At 64.2% G+C, this 17,497-nt stretch carries 22 protein-coding genes; 2 read left to right on the top strand and 20 right to left on the bottom strand.

Translation table 11 applies throughout. The annotated features are described in order from the left end of the window. Positions 1-130 precede the first annotated feature (130 nt). Positions 131-601: a cell wall hydrolase gene (locus INQ42_RS02725; RefSeq protein WP_193985979.1), complete on the top strand. Its 471-nt coding sequence runs from the start codon at positions 131-133 to the stop codon at positions 599-601. A gap of 154 nt (positions 602-755) precedes the next feature. Here the strand turns inward: INQ42_RS02725 and prpC are convergent, their stop codons facing one another. The 4 genes from prpC to INQ42_RS02705 all read right to left on the bottom strand — a co-directional run bounded on the left by prpC (position 756) and on the right by INQ42_RS02705 (position 5,012). Next, positions 756-1,907 (bottom strand): bifunctional 2-methylcitrate synthase/citrate synthase, encoded by a 1,152-nt coding sequence (gene prpC / locus INQ42_RS02720; protein WP_194035030.1) that lies wholly within the window; start codon positions 1,905-1,907, stop codon positions 756-758. Positions 1,908-2,103: 196 nt separating this feature from the next. After that, positions 2,104-3,090 (bottom strand): malate dehydrogenase, encoded by a 987-nt coding sequence (locus INQ42_RS02715; RefSeq protein ID WP_194035029.1) that lies wholly within the window; start codon positions 3,088-3,090, stop codon positions 2,104-2,106. Between the two features lie 44 nt (positions 3,091-3,134). Beyond that, a complete protein-coding gene (locus INQ42_RS02710) occupies positions 3,135-4,340 on the bottom strand; it encodes an aminotransferase class I/II-fold pyridoxal phosphate-dependent enzyme (RefSeq protein ID WP_194035028.1) in 1,206 nt (401 codons plus the stop codon). Between the two features lie 165 nt (positions 4,341-4,505). Continuing rightward, a complete protein-coding gene (locus INQ42_RS02705; RefSeq protein ID WP_194035027.1) occupies positions 4,506-5,012 on the bottom strand; it encodes a peptidylprolyl isomerase in 507 nt (168 codons plus the stop codon). A gap of 148 nt (positions 5,013-5,160) precedes the next feature. Here INQ42_RS02705 and typA point away from each other — a divergent pair, with 148 nt between their 5' ends. Next, the gene (gene typA / locus INQ42_RS02700) at positions 5,161-6,987 is read left to right on the top strand and encodes a translational GTPase TypA (RefSeq protein ID WP_194035026.1); all 1,827 of its coding nucleotides are present in this window, start codon (positions 5,161-5,163) and stop codon (positions 6,985-6,987) included. A gap of 103 nt (positions 6,988-7,090) precedes the next feature. On the opposite strand, the gene INQ42_RS02695 is transcribed toward typA, so the two are convergent. The 16 genes from INQ42_RS02695 to rplE form a co-directional block, all read right to left on the bottom strand. Continuing rightward, the gene (locus INQ42_RS02695; RefSeq protein WP_194035025.1) at positions 7,091-8,488 is read right to left on the bottom strand and encodes a class II 3-deoxy-7-phosphoheptulonate synthase; all 1,398 of its coding nucleotides are present in this window, start codon (positions 8,486-8,488) and stop codon (positions 7,091-7,093) included. Between the two features lie 103 nt (positions 8,489-8,591). Continuing rightward, a complete protein-coding gene (locus INQ42_RS02690; protein WP_194035024.1) occupies positions 8,592-9,101 on the bottom strand; it encodes a disulfide bond formation protein B in 510 nt (169 codons plus the stop codon). A gap of 127 nt (positions 9,102-9,228) precedes the next feature. Next, complete coding sequence (rplQ, locus tag INQ42_RS02685) at positions 9,229-9,603, bottom strand: 50S ribosomal protein L17 (protein WP_043959562.1); 375 nt, start codon at positions 9,601-9,603, stop codon at positions 9,229-9,231. A gap of 16 nt (positions 9,604-9,619) precedes the next feature. After that, positions 9,620-10,618 (bottom strand): DNA-directed RNA polymerase subunit alpha, encoded by a 999-nt coding sequence (locus INQ42_RS02680; protein WP_194035023.1) that lies wholly within the window; start codon positions 10,616-10,618, stop codon positions 9,620-9,622. A 59-nt stretch (positions 10,619-10,677) separates the two neighbouring features. Then, positions 10,678-11,307, bottom strand: coding sequence for a 30S ribosomal protein S4 (gene rpsD, locus INQ42_RS02675; RefSeq protein ID WP_043959560.1), 630 nt, complete (start codon positions 11,305-11,307; stop codon positions 10,678-10,680). 14 nt (positions 11,308-11,321) lie between these two features. Next, positions 11,322-11,714, bottom strand: a complete 393-nt coding sequence (rpsK, locus tag INQ42_RS02670; RefSeq protein ID WP_043959559.1) for a 30S ribosomal protein S11 — start codon at positions 11,712-11,714, stop codon at positions 11,322-11,324. A 10-nt stretch (positions 11,715-11,724) separates the two neighbouring features. Then, positions 11,725-12,081, bottom strand: a complete 357-nt coding sequence (gene rpsM, locus INQ42_RS02665; RefSeq protein WP_043959558.1) for a 30S ribosomal protein S13 — start codon at positions 12,079-12,081, stop codon at positions 11,725-11,727. A gap of 403 nt (positions 12,082-12,484) precedes the next feature. Continuing rightward, complete coding sequence (gene secY, locus INQ42_RS02660) at positions 12,485-13,822, bottom strand: preprotein translocase subunit SecY (RefSeq protein ID WP_407070795.1); 1,338 nt, start codon at positions 13,820-13,822, stop codon at positions 12,485-12,487. Positions 13,823-13,850: 28 nt separating this feature from the next. Next, a complete protein-coding gene (gene rplO, locus INQ42_RS02655; RefSeq protein ID WP_193985964.1) occupies positions 13,851-14,288 on the bottom strand; it encodes a 50S ribosomal protein L15 in 438 nt (145 codons plus the stop codon). A gap of 4 nt (positions 14,289-14,292) precedes the next feature. After that, the gene (gene rpmD / locus INQ42_RS02650; protein ID WP_194035022.1) at positions 14,293-14,493 is read right to left on the bottom strand and encodes a 50S ribosomal protein L30; all 201 of its coding nucleotides are present in this window, start codon (positions 14,491-14,493) and stop codon (positions 14,293-14,295) included. Further along, positions 14,486-15,016 (bottom strand): 30S ribosomal protein S5, encoded by a 531-nt coding sequence (gene rpsE, locus INQ42_RS02645; protein ID WP_194035021.1) that lies wholly within the window; start codon positions 15,014-15,016, stop codon positions 14,486-14,488. The genes rpmD and rpsE overlap by 8 nt, the downstream gene beginning before the upstream one ends. Before the next feature lie 152 nt (positions 15,017-15,168). Next, entirely contained in the window at positions 15,169-15,522 is a 354-nt protein-coding gene (gene rplR / locus INQ42_RS02640; RefSeq protein ID WP_193985960.1) for a 50S ribosomal protein L18, read from the bottom strand. A gap of 37 nt (positions 15,523-15,559) precedes the next feature. Next, on the bottom strand, positions 15,560-16,087 hold the full coding sequence (gene rplF / locus INQ42_RS02635) for a 50S ribosomal protein L6 (protein WP_194035020.1): 528 nt from the start codon (positions 16,085-16,087) through the stop codon (positions 15,560-15,562). Between the two features lie 13 nt (positions 16,088-16,100). Continuing rightward, entirely contained in the window at positions 16,101-16,499 is a 399-nt protein-coding gene (gene rpsH / locus INQ42_RS02630) for a 30S ribosomal protein S8 (protein ID WP_193985956.1), read from the bottom strand. Positions 16,500-16,635: 136 nt separating this feature from the next. Further along, entirely contained in the window at positions 16,636-16,941 is a 306-nt protein-coding gene (gene rpsN / locus INQ42_RS02625) for a 30S ribosomal protein S14 (protein ID WP_043959550.1), read from the bottom strand. Between the two features lie 14 nt (positions 16,942-16,955). After that, positions 16,956-17,495: a 50S ribosomal protein L5 gene (gene rplE, locus INQ42_RS02620; RefSeq protein ID WP_194035019.1), complete on the bottom strand. Its 540-nt coding sequence runs from the start codon at positions 17,493-17,495 to the stop codon at positions 16,956-16,958. Positions 17,496-17,497: the final 2 nt, after the last annotated feature.

Raw genomic sequence — 17,497 nt, 5'->3', positions numbered from 1 at the left:
TCTGCGGGACAAGGTGAAGGGGCCAAGCGCGCCATAGAGCCGCCGCCTCCCCAGTACGCCATGTCGGCAATCGACCGTGCTCTTCGGAGTGCGATCAACGTTGCCGGCGCAACGGAGCAAGGAGTTCGTCATGAAACTGGCCTGGATCCTGTGGTTGGCCTCGGTTCTATCCCCGCAAAGTGCAGACTCGCTTTGCCTGAGCACCACCTTGTACCTGGAAGCACGCAACCAGTCGGTGCAGGGACAGCAAGCAGTGGCCGAGGTCGCGCTGCGTCGCCGCGACAGCGGCTTGTGGGGCGACAGCGTCTGCGACGTGGTCACCGCGCGCAAGCAGTTCGCACCAACGATCGTCTCGCCCAATACGCGCCTGAGCAACACCGAGGCGTGGGCCGAATCGGTAACAATCGCGCTGGAAGCGCAGCGCAACTGGGAGCTGCCTGCCGGTGAGCGCCTCGAGATCGTGCCCGGCGCCAGCCATTTCGCCGCGCTGTCGATCGCAAGCCCCAACTGGCGCAACGCGTATAGGGTTGCGACCATCGGCGACCACACCTTCCTGAAGGTGCAGAACCTCGCTCCTTCGAGTCTTCCGGTCGGCACCTGAGCGCACCGTCAGCGGCCGCGCAGGCAATTGGGCCAGTCATCGGCACGACGATGACCGACCTCGGGGGGTGACCAGACGTCGTTGCACAAAAAAGGCCACGCAGATGCGTGGCCTTTTTGCTTGCTGGGAGCCGCGCCGCGGCCTTTGTTAACGCTCAGCGCTTGTCCAGCTCCACGTAGTCACGGTCATCGGGGCCGACGTAGGTCGCACTGGGACGGATGATCTTGCCGTCCTCGCGCTGCTCGATCACGTGGGCGCTCCAGCCCGTCGTCCGCGCGATCACGAACAGCGGGGTGAACATCGCGGTCGGGATACCCATCATGTGGTACGCCGACGCGCTGTACCAGTCGAGGTTGGGGAACATCTTCTTGGTGTCCATCATCAGGTTCTCGATGCGCTCGGAGACGTCGAACAGCACCTGGTTGCCACCGTCCTCGCACAGGGAGCGGCTGATCTCCTTGATGATCGGATTGCGCGGGTCCCCGACGGTGTACACCGGGTGGCCGAATCCGATGACGATTTCCTTGCGCTCCATGCGCCCACGGATGTCGGCCTCAGCCTCGTCGGCGCTGCTGTAGCGGCTGATGATGTCCATGGCGACTTCGTTGGCGCCACCGTGTTTGGGCCCGCGCAGCGCGCCGATGGCGCCCGTCAGGCACGAGTACAGATCCGACCCCGTGCCGGCGATCACGCGTCCGGCGAAAGTGGAGGCGTTGAACTCGTGCTCGGCGTACAGCACCAGCGATTTGTCCAGCGCGTCGGCATGCAGCGCGCTGGCCGGCTCACCGTGCAGCAGGTGGAGAAAATGCGCGGCGACGCTGTCGTCTTCGGTTTCGACATCGATCCGGCGGCCGTTGCGGGTGAAGTGCCACCAGTACAACAGCATCGAGCCGAAGCTGGCGATCAGGCGATCAGCGATGTCGCGCGCCTCCGATGCCGGATGCGTGTCCCGTTCGGGCAACACCGTGCCCAGCATCGAGCAACCGGTGCGCAGCACGTCCATCGGATGGGCGTTGGCCGGCACCAGCTCAAGCACTTCGGTCACCAGCGCCGGCAGACCGCGCAGGCGACGCAACTTGGTTTTGTACGCCGCCAACTGCTCGCGCGTGGGCAGCACGCCGTGCACGAGCAGGTGTGCGACCTCTTCGAAACTCGATTTCGTCGCGAGATCGTGGATGTCGTAACCACGGTAGTGCAGGTCATTGCCGCTGAGGCCCACGGTGCAGAGCGCGGTGTTGCCCGCGGGAGTGCCGCTGAGCGCAACGGATTTTTTTGGCTTGGGCGTGGTTACGGGTGTGTCGCTCATCTTGGCTCCAGTGGTGATGGTCCAGACCGTGTCCTGGCGGCGCGGTGGACGTCGGACGGCGTGCGTGAATGGCGTTGTCAAGCGGCGCCGGAGACGGCGCGGCACAGATCACCATTCTAGCCGAGCCACGGCGCTGGCCGGCCCTGAACGCAACAGGGCAGCCGAAGCTGCCCGTCGGAACCTCTATCCGGCGTGCTCAGCCCAGCAGGTGCGCAACCCCGGCGCGCTCTTCTTCCAGTTCGGCCAGGGTCTTGTCCATCGCGGCGCGACTGAAGTCGTCGACTTCCAGGCCTTCCACGCGCGTGTACTTGCCGTTTTCGGTGGTCACCGGCACGCCGTAGATGATGCCCTCGGGGATGCCGTAGCTGCCGTCGGAGGGGACGCCCATGGTCACCCACTTGCCGTTGCTGCCCAGCACCCAGTCACGCATGTGGTCGATCGCGGCATTGGCCGCCGAGGCCGCCGAGGACAGGCCGCGCGCCTCGATGATCGCTGCGCCCCGCTTGCCGACCTGCGGAATGAAGGTGTTGGCGTTCCAGTCGGCGTCGTTGATCCTGTCTTTCAGCGACTCGCCGTTGACGGTGGCGAAGCGGTAGTCGGGGTACATGGTCGGGCTGTGGTTGCCCCACACGACCAGCTTCTCGATGTCGCCGACCGGCACGCCGGCCTTGTTGGCGAGCTGCGACAGCGCGCGGTTGTGGTCCAGGCGCAGCATCGCGGTGAAGTTGGCCGGGTTGAGGTCTGGCGCGGACTTCATGGCGATGTAGGCATTCGTGTTGGCCGGGTTGCCCACCACCAGCACCTTGACATCGCGGCTGGCGACCTTGTTCAGCGCCGCGCCCTGGGCGGTGAAGATCTTCGCGTTCTCCAGCAGCAGGTCCTTGCGCTCCATGCCCGGGCCACGCGGGCGCGCGCCAACCAGCAGGGCGAAGTCGGCATCCTTGAAGGCGACTTCGGCGTCATCGGTACCGACCATGCCGGCCAGCAGCGGAAACGCGCAATCTTCCAGCTCCATCATCACGCCCTTGAGCGCGGCCTGGGCTTTCTCCATCGGCAGCTCGAGCATCTGCAGGATCACCGGCTGGTCCTTGCCGAGCATCTCGCCGGAGGCGATGCGGAACAGCAGGGAGTAACCGATCTGGCCGGCAGCGCCGGTAACGGCAACGCGAACGGGATTCTTCATGGGGGCTCCTGAAACAGTGGGGGTGGGAGATCGGAAGCGACGGCTCAGTTCAGTTCGGCGAAAAACTCGGCAAAGCGTTGCAGCCCGGGAGCCAGCTGCGGTGTCGGGCAGGTGTAGCTGATGCGCACGGCACGCGGCTCACCGAAGGCCGAACCGGGTACGCAGGCCACGCCCTTGGTCTCCAGCAAGGCGCCACAAAACGTCAGGTCGTCATCGATTGCCAGACCGCTAGGCCCGTGCAGCCGACCGAATGCGGCGCTCACATCGGGGAACGCATAGAACGCACCCTGCGGCCGTGGGCAGACCACGCCGGGGATCGCGTCCATCACGACCATGACCTGGTCGCGCTTGGCCTGGAATTCGCGCCGCTTGGCGGCCGGTACATCCTGCGGGCCTTCCAGCGCGGCCACCGCTGCAGCCTGGACGACCTCGGGAATGCTGGTGATGTGGTTGGAATTGAGCGTGGCAATCGCCTTGGCCACTGATTCCGGCCCAGCCATCAAGCCCACGCGCCAGCCGGGCATGCCGTAGGTCTTGGACAACGAGTCGACAAAGATCAGCCGGTCACGCAGTTCCGGCCGGGCGTGGGCGAAGTTGTGGTAGCCCAGCTCGTCGAACACCATCGCGTGGTAGATGTCGTCGGTGATGATCCAGGTATCGGGATAGCGCACCAGCACGTCGGCCAGCGCGGCGATCTCGTCCCTGCCGTAGACCATGCCGGTGGGATTGGACGGGTTGTTGAACAGGAACACCCGCGGCTTCTTCTCCAGCGCGGCCTCAAGCTGCTGCGGGGTCAGCTTGTAGTCCTGGGCGGCGGGACACGGCAGCAGATCGACCTTCGCGTTGACGATGGCCGCGATGTCGCGGTAGCTGGTCCAGTACGGCACGGCGAAGGCGATCGTGTCGCCCTCATCAAGCAGCGCCTCGGCCAGGTTGTAGATCACCTGCTTGGCGCCAATCCCGCTGGCCAGATTGGCGGCGGTGTAACCGCTCAGGCCGATTTTTTCCAGGTGCGCGAGGAAGGCCTTCAGCAGCGCATCGGACCCGCGGTTACTGCCGTACTGGCCGCTGTCGTGGGCGAGCGCCTCGCGCGCCGCGGCATAGATGTGGTCGCCGGGCAGGAAGTTGGGCACGCCGATCGAGAAGTTGATGATGTCGCGGCCTTCGGCCTTCAGCCGTTTGGCTTTTTCAGCGACCTGCATGATCGCGCTGGGCCGGGCCCGACCGATGCGCTGGGCAAATTGGGGCATCGCAACACTCTCAAAGAATTAAGGAGTCGTGAGGTGGGCGCCCGCAACCAGGCCGGGCATGAGGCGCCGGCGCGGGTTGCTTCGAAGCGACCAGGCGTTTCAAGGTCTTGTATCGCAAGCGGGTCTCACGGCGCGCGGCGGCGCGCCGGAAATGATCGCACCCGATCAGCTGCCATGCGCGGCGTCGAGGGTCTTGTTCCACTCGGCAACGCGGTCGGCCTTGGCCGCCAGTGCCGCGTCGGCGTCGCCTTCGATCTTGACCGACTTGATCTTGTCGCCCTGCTTGACGCTGTCGACGATCTCCTGGCCCTCGATCACCTTGCCGAACACCGTGTGCTTGCCATCCAGCCACGAGCACGGCACGTGGGTGATGAAGAACTGGCTGCCGTTCGTGCCCGGGCCCGCATTGGCCATCGACAGGACGCCACGCTCGTGGGCCAGGCCGTTGCCGGTCTCATCCTCGAAGCGGTAGCCGGGACCGCCGGTGCCGGTGCCCTGCGGGCATCCGCCCTGGACCATGAAATCGGCCAGGACGCGATGGAAATTCAGTCCGTCGTAGAAACCGCGCTGGGCCAGGTTGACGAAGTTGGCGACCGTCAGCGGCGCCTTGTCGGCGGCCAGCTCAATGCGGATCGGTCCGCGCTCGGTATCGAAATTGGCGATCAGGCTCATGTCGTGACTCCGGTTTTCTCAAGGGGGCGCTTGTGCGTACGCCAGACCCCCAAGTTTAACCCACCGCACCTCGGTTACCGCGCAGAACACGCAGGCATATATACTGGCGGACTTCCTTCTGAAAGCTGCCTACGCGCCGCTCTACCCCATGTCCATCGAACGCCTACGCAATATCGCCATCGTCGCCCACGTCGACCACGGCAAGACCACCCTCGTTGATTGCCTGCTGAAGCAGTCCGGCACGTTCTCCGACCGCACTGTGCTGGCCGAGCGGGTGATGGACAGCAATGACCAGGAAAAGGAACGCGGCATCACGATCCTTGCCAAGAATACCGCCATCACCTGGCAGGGCAACCGGATCAACATCGTCGACACCCCGGGACACGCCGACTTCGGTGGCGAGGTCGAGCGCGTGCTCTCTATGGTCGACTCGGTGCTGATCCTGGTGGACGCGATGGACGGGCCGATGCCGCAGACGCGCTTCGTCACCCAGAAGGCGTTCGCGATGGGCTTCAAGCCGATCGTGGTGATCAACAAGATCGACCGTCCCGGCGCGCGTCCGGACTGGGTGATCGACCAGGTGTTCGACCTGTTCGACAAGCTCGGCGCGACCAACGAGCAGCTCGACTTCCCGATCGTCTACACCTCCGCGCTGCACGGCTATGCCGGCCTGGAAGACACCGTGCGCGACGGCGACATGACCGCGCTGTACGAGGCGATCATGAAGCACGTGCCGCCGCCGGCGGTGGACCCCGACGGTCCGTTCCAGATGCGCATCAGCCAGCTGGACTACAACAGCTTCGTCGGCCTGATCGGCGTCGGCCGCATCCAGCGCGGCAAGGTGCGCACGAACATGCCGGTCACCGTGATCGACCGCGAAGGCAAGAAGCGCCAGGCCAAGGTGTTGCAGGTGCTGGGCTTCATGGGCCTGGAGCGGGTCGAGGTGGAAGAGGCGGAAGCCGGCGACATCATCGCCATCTCCGGCGTGCAGGACCTGGGCATCTCCGACACCCTTTGCTCGGTGGACGCGCCCGAGGCCCTGCCTCCGTTGACCGTGGACGAGCCCACCATCTCGATGACCTTCCAGGTCAACAACTCGCCTTTCGCCGGGCGCAAGGACTTCAGCGGCGGCAAGTTCATCACCAGCCGCCAGATCCGCGAGCGCCTGGAGCGCGAGACGTTGCACAACGTCGCCCTCAAGGTCGAGGAAGGTTCGGACCCGGACAAGTTCCTGGTGTCCGGCCGCGGCGAATTGCATTTGTCGGTACTCATTGAGACCATGCGCCGCGAAGGATTCGAGCTGGCCGTGTCGCGTCCGGAAGTGATCGTCAAGGAAATCGACGGCCAGATGATGGAGCCCGTGGAGCAGTTGGTTGTCGACATCGAGGAGCAGCACCAGGGCGGCGTGATGGAGAAGCTGGGCATCCGCAAGGGCCAGCTGAAGAACATGGAGTCCGACGGCAAGGGACGCGTGCGTCTGGATTACATGATCCCCGCACGCGGCCTGATCGGCTTCCAGAACGAGTTCAAGACCCTGACCCAGGGCACCGGCCTGCTGTTCCACGTGTTCGACCATTACGGTCCGCGCGAGGTCGGCGCGATCGCCAAGCGCCCCAATGGCGTGATGATCTCCAACTCGGCCGGCGCCACCCCCGCGTATTCGCTGGGGCCGCTGGAAGAGCGTGGCAAGCTGTTCGCCGCCGAGGGTGACAACGTCTACGAAGGCCAGCTGATCGGCATCCATTCCAAGGACAATGACCTCACCGTCAACCCGATCAAGACCAAGCCGCTGACCAACATGCGCGCCTCGGGCAAGGATGACGCGATCAAGCTGACCCCGGCGATCAAGTTCAGCCTGGAGCAGGCGCTGGACTTCATCGAGGACGACGAGCTGGTCGAGGTGACGCCGAAGGAGATCCGCCTGCGCAAGAAGCACCTGACCGAAACCGACCGCAAGCGCGCCAGCCGCAGCTGACCGCCTGCAACCCGGCCCCGTGCGCCATGCGCGGGGCGGGCGCAAAAAAGCCGCCCATGGTGGGCGGCTTTTTTGTTGCTGCGTCCTGTGCCGGCTGTCCGGCCTATGCGCTCTTGTCGGCCGCCGACAGCTGGGACTGCTTGCGAACGATCAGCATCGCGACCTCCAGCGCCTGCTCGTAGTTCAGCCGCGGGTCGACCGTGGAATGGTACGCACGCTCCAGGTCGACTTCGGTCAGGCCGCGCGCGCCGCCGGTGCACTCGGTGACGTCCTCGCCGGTCAGCTCCAGATGCGCGCCACCCAATCGCGTCCCAGCCGCGGCGTGCATGTCAAAGGCGAGCTCGAGCTCGTCGCCGATGTTGGCGAACTTGCGGGTCTTGTAGCCATTCGCGGTGGCTTCGGTGTTGCCGTGCATGGGATCGCACACCCACAGCACGCGGCGACCGTCGCGCCGCACGGCATCCAGCAGCGGCGGCAGTTTCTCGGCGATATGCGCCGCGCCCATCCGATGGATGAGCGTCAACCGACCCGGCTCGTCCTGCGGATTGAGCACGTCCACCACCCGCATCAACTGATCCGGGGTGACCGAGGGCCCCACCTTGAGGGCAATCGGGTTGCGGATGCCCCGGAAGTACTCGACGTGGGCACCGTCGATCGCCGCCGTACGCATGCCGATCCACGGGTAATGCGTGCTCAGGTTGAACCAGCCCCAGTGACGCGGCACCTGGCGGGTGAACGACTCCTCGTACGGCAGCAGCAGCGCCTCGTGCGAGGTGTAGAAGTCGACCCGGTCCAAGTTGCGGACCGATCCGCCCGACAGCGTTTCCATGAAACGGACCGCGTCGCCGATCGACTCGACCATGTGGCGGTACTCGGCGGCCAGCGGCGAGTGCCCGACCCAGTCGAGGTTCCAGTACTCGGGATGACGCAGATCGGCAAACCCGCCGTCGATCAGCGCACGCACGAAATTCATCGTCATCGCCGAACGCGCATGCGCTTTGACCATGCGCCGTGGATCCGGGCGTCGCGCGGCAGCCTCGAACAACGGCGCATTGACCATGTCGCCGCGGTAGCTCGGCAGGGTCACGCCATCAATCGTCTCGCTGTCGGCCGAACGAGGCTTGGCGTACTGGCCGGCAAACCGCCCTACCCGCACGACCGGCTTGCGCATACCGTGCACGAGCACCAGGCTCATCTGCAACAGCACCTTCAGGCGGTTCGATATGACGTCCGACGAGCACGCATCGAAGGTCTCGGCGCAATCACCGCCCTGCAACACGAAGCACTTGCCTTCCTGGGCGTCGGCGATCTGCTGCTTGAGCGCGAGGATTTCCCAGGAAGTCACCAGCGGCGGCAGCGCCCGCAGCTCCGAGAGCACCCCGGCAAGCTCCTCGGCGTCGCCGTAGGTCGGCAACTGGAGCGCGGTGCGCTCGCGCCAGGAGGTCGGGTTCCAGTTCTCGGGGAGATTCACGGGGTGCAGGCTACGTTCGGCGGTGGGCATGGCGTCAGGACTTTTGTTGCGAAGCAGCATTACATCATCCATGCGGACCGACCCAGTTGCAACGGCGCCCCGCGGGCGTCGCCCATCGGGTATTGCAGTCGCTTCAGTCGCTACGCGCGGCCGCGTACAGGGCCCAGGCGCCGAGCAGAACAAACCAGATCAGGCTCCAGGCCGGCATCGCCAGGCCGAGGAAGCTCCAGTCCACCTCCGCGCACTCGCCCGATCCGGTCATGACCTTGCGGATCACGCCGGTCAAAGGCATCGCTTCGAGCATGTAGTCCAGTCCCGGGCCGCAGGCAGGCACCTGGTCGGGCGGCAGATGCTGCAGACGTACGTGGTTGCCGGCCACTCCCATCCCAACCAGGGCAGCCAGGAAGGCCAGCCCGCCGTATGTTCGTCGCGCCGCCCGCGTGAGCGGTGCGTGCAGTCCGCCGATCAGGAACACCAGCCCAAGCGCGGCAAACGCGACCCGCTGGAAGATGCACAACGGACACGGCAGCAGACCGCCGTAGAATTGCGTGTAGAGCGCGTAGCCGATCAGGCCGGCGCAGGCCAGAAAGCCCAGCAGGAAACGGAGGCGGAAACGGGAGGTACGCGTGGCGGGACTCGTCATGGGGCTACACCATACGGGCTTGGGTTGGCTACGCAAAGCCGAGGTCGTCTAACGCAAAAACCCCGGCGCACGGCCAGGGTTGATGCGGATGACAGGGCGTTGCCACCCGGTCAACGTCGAGGAGCGATTACTCGGCCGCGGACTGCGGGCGGTCAACCAGTTCCACGTAGGCCATCGGCGCATTGTCACCAGCGCGGAAGCCGCACTTGAGGATGCGCAGGTAACCACCCGGACGCGCGCTGTAACGCGGGCCGAGTTCGACAAACAACGTACCCACCGCTTCCTTGTCGCGCAGGCGCGAGAAGGCGAGACGACGGTTGGCAACGCCATCCGTCTTGCCAAGGGTGATCAGCGGCTCCGCAACGCGGCGCAGCTCCTTGGCCTTGGGCAGGGTCGTACGGATTGCTCCGTGCTTGATGAGCGACGCGGCCATATTGGTGAACATCGCATCGCGATGGGCACTGGTACGGTTGAATTTGCGTCCTGATTTCTGGTGGCGCATGAGTGTTGTTTCCTGTTTAGCCCATCATGCCGTGCGAGGCGATGCCTGCAGGCGGCCAGTTTTCGAGCTTCATGCCGAGCGAGAGGCCGCGCTGGGCAAGCACTTCCTTGATCTCGGTGAGCGACTTCTTGCCAAGGTTCGGCGTCTTCAGCAGTTCGACTTCGGTCTTCTGGATCAGATCGCCGACGTAGTAGATGCTTTCCGCCTTGAGGCAGTTGGCCGAACGCACGGTCAGCTCCAGGTCGTCGATCGGACGCAGCAACACCGGATCGATCCCCGTGCTGGCCGGCTTGGCTGCACCGCGCTCGCGCTGGGTGAAGTCCCCAAACACCGACAGCTGGTCACTGAGCACTTCAGCGGCGGTACGAACCGCCTCTTCCGCGTCGATGGTGCCGTTGGTCTCGATGTCGATGATCAACTTGTCCAGGTCGGTGCGCTGCTCGACGCGCGCGGCTTCCACCGAATACGCCACGCGGCGGATCGGGCTGAAGCTCGCATCCAGCATCAGACGACCGATGGTGCGGGTCTCCTCTTCTGGATTGCGGCGGGTGGTCGCCGGCTGGTAGCCGTAACCGCGCTCGACCTTGATGCGCATGTTGAGTGCGGTGTCCTTGGTCAAGTGGGCGATCACGTGGTCGCCGTTGACGACCTCGACGTTGTGATCGGTCTTGATATCGGACGCAGTCACCACGCCCGGACCCTGCTTGGTCAGCGACAGGGTCGCCGCCTCGCCGGTGTGCATGGTGATGGCGACGTCCTTCAGGTTGAGCAGGACCTCGAGCACGTCCTCCTGCAAGCCTTCGACCGTCGTGTATTCGTGCAGCACGCCATCGATCTCGACTTCCGTAATCGCGAAGCCCGGGATCGAGGACAGCAGGACCCGGCGCAACGCGTTGCCCAGCGTGTGACCGTAGCCACGCTCGAGCGGCTCGATGACCACCCTTGCGCGGTTGTCGGTGAGGCGTTCGATCTGGGGACCGCGTGGGCGCAGCACCTGATTGGCGGTAACCGTCATTTTGTGGAGTCTCCTGTGAGCCCACGACCCGGCGGGTCGGAGGCTCAAGAACAGATGGATTACTTCGAGTACAGCTCGATGATCAGCGCTTCGTTGATGTCGGCCGACAGATCCGTACGCTCCGGAATCGCCTTGAAGACACCTGCGAACTTCTTGCTGTCCACATCGATCCAGGACGGCGACAGGTCCATCTGCTGCGACACGGTCAGCGACTCCTGCACGCGCAACTGCTTCTGCGCACGCTCGGACAACGCAATCGCGTCACCGGCCTTGACCTGGTAGGAAGGCAGGTTGACCGACTTGCCGTTGACCGTGACACCGCGGTGCGACACCAGCTGGCGCGCGGCCGGCCGGGTCACCGCAAAGCCCATGCGGTAAACGACGTTGTCGAGACGGGTTTCGAGCAACTGCAACAGGATTTCACCCGTGTTGCCGCGCTTCGCCGCCGCCTTCTTGTAGTAGTTCCGGAACTGGCGCTCAAGCAAGCCGTAAGTGCGCTTGACCTTCTGCTTCTCACGGAGCTGGTTAGCGTAATCGGACATCTTGCCGCGACGGAGCGTCGCGCCATGCTGACCGGGCTTCTGCTCAAGCTTGCACTTGGAGTCAAGGGCGCGCGAGGCGGACTTGAGACCGAGATCGACGCCTTCGCGACGGGCAAGTTTGCAGGTGGGACCAATATAACGAGCCATTCTTCTTCAGCTCCTCAGACGCGACGCTTTTTCGGCGGGCGGCAACCGTTGTGCGGAATCGGCGTCACGTCGATGATGTTGATGATCTTGTACCCGACGTTGTTCAGCGAACGAACGGCGGATTCCCGACCCGGACCCGGGCCCTTGATGCGCACTTCCAACGACTTGACGCCGTAGTCGAGCGCAGCACGGCCGGCCTTTTCAGCCGCCACCTGGGCGGCAAACGGGGTCGACTTGCGCGAACCGCGGAAACCCGCGCCGCCCGACGTCGCCCACGAGAGCGCATTGCCCTGGCGGTCGGTGATCGTGATGATGGTGTTGTTGAACGAAGCGTGGACGTGCGCAACGCCGTCGGTGACGACGCGCTTGACCTTCTTCTTCGTCTTCGAGCCGCTTGGATTGGCCATGATCTACCCCTTACTTCCTGATGGCCCGACGCGGACCCTTGCGGGTACGTGCGTTGGTCTTGGTGCGCTGGCCCCGAAGCGGCAGGCCGCGACGGTGACGCAGGCCGCGGTAGCAACCCAGGTCCATGAGGCGCTTGATCGACATGCCGATTTCGCGACGCAGGTCGCCCTCGACGATGAACTTGCCGATTTCGCCGCGCAGACGCTCGACTTCCGGCTCGGACAGGTCGCGGATCTTGGTCGACAGTTTGACGTCGGCCGACTCGCATACCTGTTTGGAACGGGTACGGCCAATGCCGTAGATGTTCTGCAGCCCGACCCAGACGTGCTTCTGGGCAGGCAGATTGACGCCCGCAATACGCGCCATAACGCGATCTCCAACTGGTTTGGCAACCGAGCCCTGACAACTCGGTGGAAAGGTTCACTGGTCAGTGAATCGAAAAATCATCTAGGCCTCGGGTCGTAGGAAGCAGCGCGCCGTCGGTTGACTGACGCAGCGCCGCAACGGCATGGGGAGTGTGCCCATGCTCCGGCGACGAACCAGGACTGACCGGGAAAGCGCTGTCAAGCCGCCTTCCCGGACACCGCGCGCTACTCTGGCGCGCAGACGGGTCCGGATCCACCTGCGCGCGAGACGTCGCGCAGGTCGCCCTGATGAAAGCCGGTGTGGAAGCCGGGCTCTCGATACATCAGCAGCATCCACGGCAACGTACGCCGAAGATGACGCGCCAGTTTAGCCGAAGCGACTGGCTTGAATCAACACCTTTTACTCAACGCGCGCCGGCGCCGCCACGGGAACCCTTCAGGTTCGCTTTTTTCAGCAGGCTTTCGTACTGGTGGGACATCAGGTGCGCCTGGATCTGCGCGATGAAGTCCATCACCACCACCACGACGATCAGCAAAGAGGTACCCCCGAAGTAGAACGAGGTCCCCATCTGCGAGCGCATCACTTCCGGCAGCAGGCAGACGATGACCAGGTAGGTCGCGCCCGCTGCGGTCAGCCGGGTCAGCACCCCGTCGACATAATCGGCGGTCGCCTTGCCCGGACGGATACCCGGAATCAAGGCCCCCGACTTCTTCAGGTTGTCGGCGGTCTCCTGCGAGTTGAAGACCAGCGCCGTATAGAAGAACGTGAAACCGGCGATCAGGCCACCGTAAAGCAGCATGTGCAGCGGCTCGCCCGGATTCAGCCATTGGCTGACCTTGAGCATGAACGACGACGAATCCCCCTGGCTGAACCACGTTGCCGCGGTTGCCGGGAACATCACGATGCTGGACGCGAAGATCGGCGGGATCACGCCCGACATGTTGAGCTTCAGCGGCAGGAACGAGGACTGGTTCATGTACGCGCTGCGGCCGCCCTGGCGTCGCGCGTAATTTACGGTGATCCGTCGCTGGCCACGCTCGACGAACACCACGAAGAAGGTAACGGCCAATACGATGGCAACGACCGCCATGGCGGTGAGCGTGCCCATCTCGCCGTTGCGGACCTGCTCGAACATGTTCAGCGCCGCCGACGGCAACCCTGCGACGATGCCGGCGAAGATGATCAGCGAGACACCGTTGCCGATGCCGCGCTCAGTCACCTGCTCGCCCAACCACATCAAGAACATCGTGCCGGCGGTAAGCGAGATGACCGCGGTGATGACAAAGCCCGCGCCGGGGCTGTAGACCACCGGAATGCCCTGGCTGGCGCCGCCGGCCTGCAGCGCCGTTGCAATGCCCCAGGCCTGGAACACCGCCAGCGGGATCGCACCGAGACGGGACCACTGGGTGATCTTGCGCCGGCCCGACTCGCCCTCTTTCTGGATCGCCTTCATGCTGGGCAGGATCTGCACCATCAGCTGCATGATGATGGACGCGGAGATGTAGGGCATCACGTTCAGCGCGAACAGGCTGAAGCGCTCCAGCGCACCACCGGAGAACATGTTGAACATGTCCACGATGGTGCCCTGCTGGCTTTCCATCAAGCGCAACATCGCCTCGGGATTGACGCCCGGAACCGGGATGTAACAGCCCACCCGGTAGACGACCAGTGCTCCCAGCACGAACATGAGGCGCTGACGGAGCTCGGTAAACTTGCCGAGCCCGCCGCCCATGCCGGCCATGGCGTTGTTGCTACGCGCCATCGGTGACTTACTCCTCGACCTTGCCGCCGGCCGCTTCAATGGCGGCCTTGGCACCGGCCGTGGCCAGCACGCCCTTGAACACGAACTTCTTGCCGACCTCGCCCTTCACCACCAGCTTGGCGCGCTTGGCGCGGCTCGGCACGAGGCCGGCGGCACGCAGGGCGGCGAAATCGATCTCGCCCGCCTCAAGCTTGTCCAACTGGTAGAGCATGACTTCGGCGGTGTCGTTCTTGGTCTTGCTGCGGAAGCCGATCTTGGGCAGGCGCATCTGCATCGGCATCTGGCCGCCTTCGAAGCCGGCCTTGATCTTGCCCTTGCCGGACCGCGCGAACGAGCCCTTGTGTCCACGACCGGCGGTCTTGCCCAGGCCGGAACCGATACCGCGACCGACGCGCTTGCGGTCTTCGCGGGCGCCCTCTGCGGGCGAAAGTGTATTGAGACGCATCGTATTACTCCTCGACCCGGACCAGGTAGTGGACCGTATTGATCAGGCCACGAACCTGCGGGCTGTCCTTCAGCTCGCGGACGTCATTGATCTTGCGCAGGCCCAATGCCTTCACCGACAGGCGGTGACGCCCCTGGGTACCACGCAGACCCTTGACCAGACGCACCTTGACGGTGCCGTTCTTGTTTTCAGTTGCATCAACCATGGTGCAATTCCTCGACCTTCTTGCCGCGCTTGGCCGCGATCTTCTCCGGCGAATGCATCTCGGACAGGCCACGCAGCGTTGCCCGGACCAGGTTGATCGGGTTGCGCGAACCGGTGGCCTTGGCCAGCACGTCACGCACGCCGACCGCCTCGAGCACCGCGCGCATGGCGCCGCCCGCGATCACGCCGGTACCTTCGGAGGCGGGCTGCATGTACACATGCGCCGCCCCGTGGCCGGACTTGACCGAATGCCAGAGCGTGCCGTTGTTGAGATCGACGCCCTTCATGTTTTTGCGTGCCTGCTCCATCGACTTCTGGATCGCGGCCGGCACTTCGCGCGCCTTCGCGTAACCCATGCCGACCTTGCCGCCACCGTCGCCGACCACCGTCAACGCGGTGAAGGTGAACTGGCGGCCGCCCTTGACGGTCTTGCTGACACGGTTGACGGTGATCAGCTTCTCGATCATTCCGTCGTCGATCTCGTCGCGGGGACCACGCCCCCGCGAATCGCGTTCGTTAGCCATTTTGCAGTTACCTGGTTTGAATAGGGAATTTGCGGCGGTGCCGCTTATGATTGTTGACACGTCCGGGTGCCGTGTGACCACAGGAACCTGGGATCACACCCGACGCGACCCGCGTCGGCAGGTGAAAGACGGGGCGCAAGCCCCGTCCCGGCTTAGAACTGCAGGCCACCCTCGCGGGCGGCATCGGCCAGCGCCTTGACGCGACCGTGATAGCGATAACCCGAGCGGTCAAAAGCGACCTTCTCGATCCCGGCGGCCTTGGCCGCCGCGGCAATTGCCTGGCCAACCTTGGCGGCGGCGTCGGCGTTGCGACCGTTCTTCAGGCCTTCCATCACGCTCGACTGGGTGGTCGATGCGGCGGCGAGGCACTGCGAACCGTCGGCAGTGAATACCTGCGCGTACAGGTGCTGGCCGGTACGCAGCACCGACAGGCGCGGGACACCGAGCGTGCGGATATGCGAACGGGTGGACTTGGCGCGACGCAGGCGGGCGATGTTCTTGTTCATTGTCTGGTCCTCGAAAGCTGAAGGCCCCTGATGGTGATCAGGCCTTCTTGGCTTCCTTGCGAATGATGGTCTCGCCGGCGTACTTCACACCCTTGCCCTTGTAGGGCTCGGGCGGACGGAAGCCACGAATCTTGGCAGCCACCTCACCGACACGCTGGTTGTCGGCACCCTGCACCAGCACTTCGGTCTGGGTCGGGGTGGTGATGGTGATGCCTTCCGGAGCGGTGAACACGATCGGATGCGAGAATCCAAGCGTCAGGCTCAGATCCTTGCCTTGCATGGCGGCACGGTAGCCGACGCCGACCAGCTCGAGCTTGCGCTCGAAGCCTTCGGAAACGCCATGCACCATGTTGGCGATGATCGAACGCATCGTGCCGGTCACGGCGACATGGGCCGGCGTGTCCGAGCTCATCAGCGCCTGGCCGTCTTCGATCTTGATCTGCACGCCTTCGGGCACCGCCATCGAGAGCGAGCCCTTCGGGCCCTTGACGGTTACGCTGCCGGACTGGACATCCAGCTGGACGCCCTTGGCCAGGACGATCGGCTTGTTGGCAATACGGGACATGGTCGTTACTCCCTTATGCCACGAAGCACAGGACTTCACCGCCGACGCCGAGCTCGCGCGCCTTCGAATCGGTCATGATGCCCTTGGAGGTGGAAATGATGGAAACGCCGAGGCCATTGAGCACCTTGGGCAGCGCGTCCTTGCCGCGGTACTGGCGCAGGCCCGAGCGCGAATAGCGCTTCAGCTGCTCGATGACCGGCTTGCCTTCGTAGTACTTCAGATCGACCTGGAGCTCGTGCTTGCCGTTGCCGATATCGGTCACGGTCGTGCCGAGGATGTAGCCTTCGTCTTCCAGCACCTTGGCGATAGCGACCTTGGTCTTGGACGACGGCATTTTCACCGACGGCTTGCCGACCGCGGCCGCATTGCGGATGCGGACGAACATGTCGGCGATGGGATCAGTCATGCTCATGTGTAGTTACCTGATGAGTGCACCGATATCCGCGCGATTGCGAATTCAGTTGTGGCGCGCCTTCGAACGACAGACACGCGTGGAGCGTTGCGAGCCGGCAAGTCTAGCAGACTAACCGACCCCCATTACCACTTTTTTACCAGCTGGCCTTGCGCAGGCCCGGCACGTCACCACGCATGGTGGCTTCGCGCAGCTTGTTCCGGCCGAGGCCGAACTTGGCGTACACGCCGCGCGAGCGGCCGGTCAGGGCGCAACGGTTGCGCTGACGCGACGGGGAGGAGTCACGCGGCAGCTTCTGCAGCTTGACCACCGCCTCTTCCTTCTCCTCATAGGAGCTGGACGGGCTGGAAATCGTCTTCTTCAGCTCGGCGCGCTTGGCGGCGTACTTCTCCGCCAGCTTCGCCCGCTTCAGATCGCGGTTGATCATTGATGTCTTTGCCATGGTGGATCCTTGAATTAGGTGCGGAACGGGAAGCGGAACGCTTCCAGCAGGGCGCGGGCTTCTGCATCGGTGTTCGCGGTCGTGATGATCGCGATGTCCATGCCCCGGACAGCATCCACCTGGTCGTAATCGATCTCAGGGAAGATGATCTGTTCCTTGACGCCCATGTTGTAGTTGCCACGCCCGTCAAAGGACTTGCCAGACACACCACGGAAGTCACGCACGCGCGGCAGCGAGACGTTGATCAGACGGTCGAGGAACTCGAACATCTTCGAACGGCGCAGGGTGACCTTGCAGCCGATCGGCCAACCGTCGCGGATCTTGAACGAGGCCACCGAGACGCGGCTGTTGGTCACGATCGGCTTCTGGCCGGCGATCTTGGTCATGTCGGCGACCGCGTTCTCGAGCACCTTCTTGTTGGTGGCCGCTTCGCCCACACCCATGTTCAGGGTGATCTTGGAGATGCGCGGCACCTGCATCGGGTTCGTGTAACCGAACTTCTCGGTCAGCGACGGAACCACTTCTTCTTTGTAGAATTTTTCAAGACGGGTCATTT

Source organism: Lysobacter avium, from assembly GCF_015209745.1.
In the GTDB taxonomy this organism is placed as follows: Bacteria; Pseudomonadota; Gammaproteobacteria; order Xanthomonadales; family Xanthomonadaceae; genus Novilysobacter; species Novilysobacter avium.
The sequence above is the reverse complement of the archived record's forward strand: the minus strand, read 5'-3'. Positions and strand labels throughout refer to the sequence as shown.

Excerpts from the sequence above, each read along its gene's own strand:
- INQ42_RS02725 (WP_193985979.1), top strand. The coding sequence starts at position 131 with ATGAAACTGGCCTGGATCCTGTGGTTGGCCTCGGTTCTATCCCCGCAA.
- prpC (WP_194035030.1), bottom strand. The coding sequence starts at position 1,907 with ATGAGCGACACACCCGTAACCACGCCCAAGCCAAAAAAATCCGTTGCG.
- INQ42_RS02715 (WP_194035029.1), bottom strand. The coding sequence starts at position 3,090 with ATGAAGAATCCCGTTCGCGTTGCCGTTACCGGCGCTGCCGGCCAGATC.
- INQ42_RS02710 (WP_194035028.1), bottom strand. The coding sequence starts at position 4,340 with ATGCCCCAATTTGCCCAGCGCATCGGTCGGGCCCGGCCCAGCGCGATC.
- INQ42_RS02705 (WP_194035027.1), bottom strand. The coding sequence starts at position 5,012 with ATGAGCCTGATCGCCAATTTCGATACCGAGCGCGGACCGATCCGCATT.
- typA (WP_194035026.1), top strand. The coding sequence starts at position 5,161 with ATGTCCATCGAACGCCTACGCAATATCGCCATCGTCGCCCACGTCGAC.
- INQ42_RS02695 (WP_194035025.1), bottom strand. The coding sequence starts at position 8,488 with ATGCCCACCGCCGAACGTAGCCTGCACCCCGTGAATCTCCCCGAGAAC.
- INQ42_RS02690 (WP_194035024.1), bottom strand. The coding sequence starts at position 9,101 with ATGACGAGTCCCGCCACGCGTACCTCCCGTTTCCGCCTCCGTTTCCTG.
- rplQ (WP_043959562.1), bottom strand. The coding sequence starts at position 9,603 with ATGCGCCACCAGAAATCAGGACGCAAATTCAACCGTACCAGTGCCCAT.
- INQ42_RS02680 (WP_194035023.1), bottom strand. The coding sequence starts at position 10,618 with ATGACGGTTACCGCCAATCAGGTGCTGCGCCCACGCGGTCCCCAGATC.
- rpsD (WP_043959560.1), bottom strand. The coding sequence starts at position 11,307 with ATGGCTCGTTATATTGGTCCCACCTGCAAACTTGCCCGTCGCGAAGGC.
- rpsK (WP_043959559.1), bottom strand. The coding sequence starts at position 11,714 with ATGGCCAATCCAAGCGGCTCGAAGACGAAGAAGAAGGTCAAGCGCGTC.
- rpsM (WP_043959558.1), bottom strand. The coding sequence starts at position 12,081 with ATGGCGCGTATTGCGGGCGTCAATCTGCCTGCCCAGAAGCACGTCTGG.
- secY (WP_407070795.1), bottom strand. The coding sequence starts at position 13,822 with ATGGCCGGCATGGGCGGCGGGCTCGGCAAGTTTACCGAGCTCCGTCAG.
- rplO (WP_193985964.1), bottom strand. The coding sequence starts at position 14,288 with ATGCGTCTCAATACACTTTCGCCCGCAGAGGGCGCCCGCGAAGACCGC.
- rpmD (WP_194035022.1), bottom strand. The coding sequence starts at position 14,493 with ATGGTTGATGCAACTGAAAACAAGAACGGCACCGTCAAGGTGCGTCTG.
- rpsE (WP_194035021.1), bottom strand. The coding sequence starts at position 15,016 with ATGGCTAACGAACGCGATTCGCGGGGGCGTGGTCCCCGCGACGAGATC.
- rplR (WP_193985960.1), bottom strand. The coding sequence starts at position 15,522 with ATGAACAAGAACATCGCCCGCCTGCGTCGCGCCAAGTCCACCCGTTCG.
- rplF (WP_194035020.1), bottom strand. The coding sequence starts at position 16,087 with ATGTCCCGTATTGCCAACAAGCCGATCGTCCTGGCCAAGGGCGTCCAG.
- rpsH (WP_193985956.1), bottom strand. The coding sequence starts at position 16,499 with ATGAGCATGACTGATCCCATCGCCGACATGTTCGTCCGCATCCGCAAT.
- rpsN (WP_043959550.1), bottom strand. The coding sequence starts at position 16,941 with ATGGCAAAGACATCAATGATCAACCGCGATCTGAAGCGGGCGAAGCTG.
- rplE (WP_194035019.1), bottom strand. The coding sequence starts at position 17,495 with ATGACCCGTCTTGAAAAATTCTACAAAGAAGAAGTGGTTCCGTCGCTG.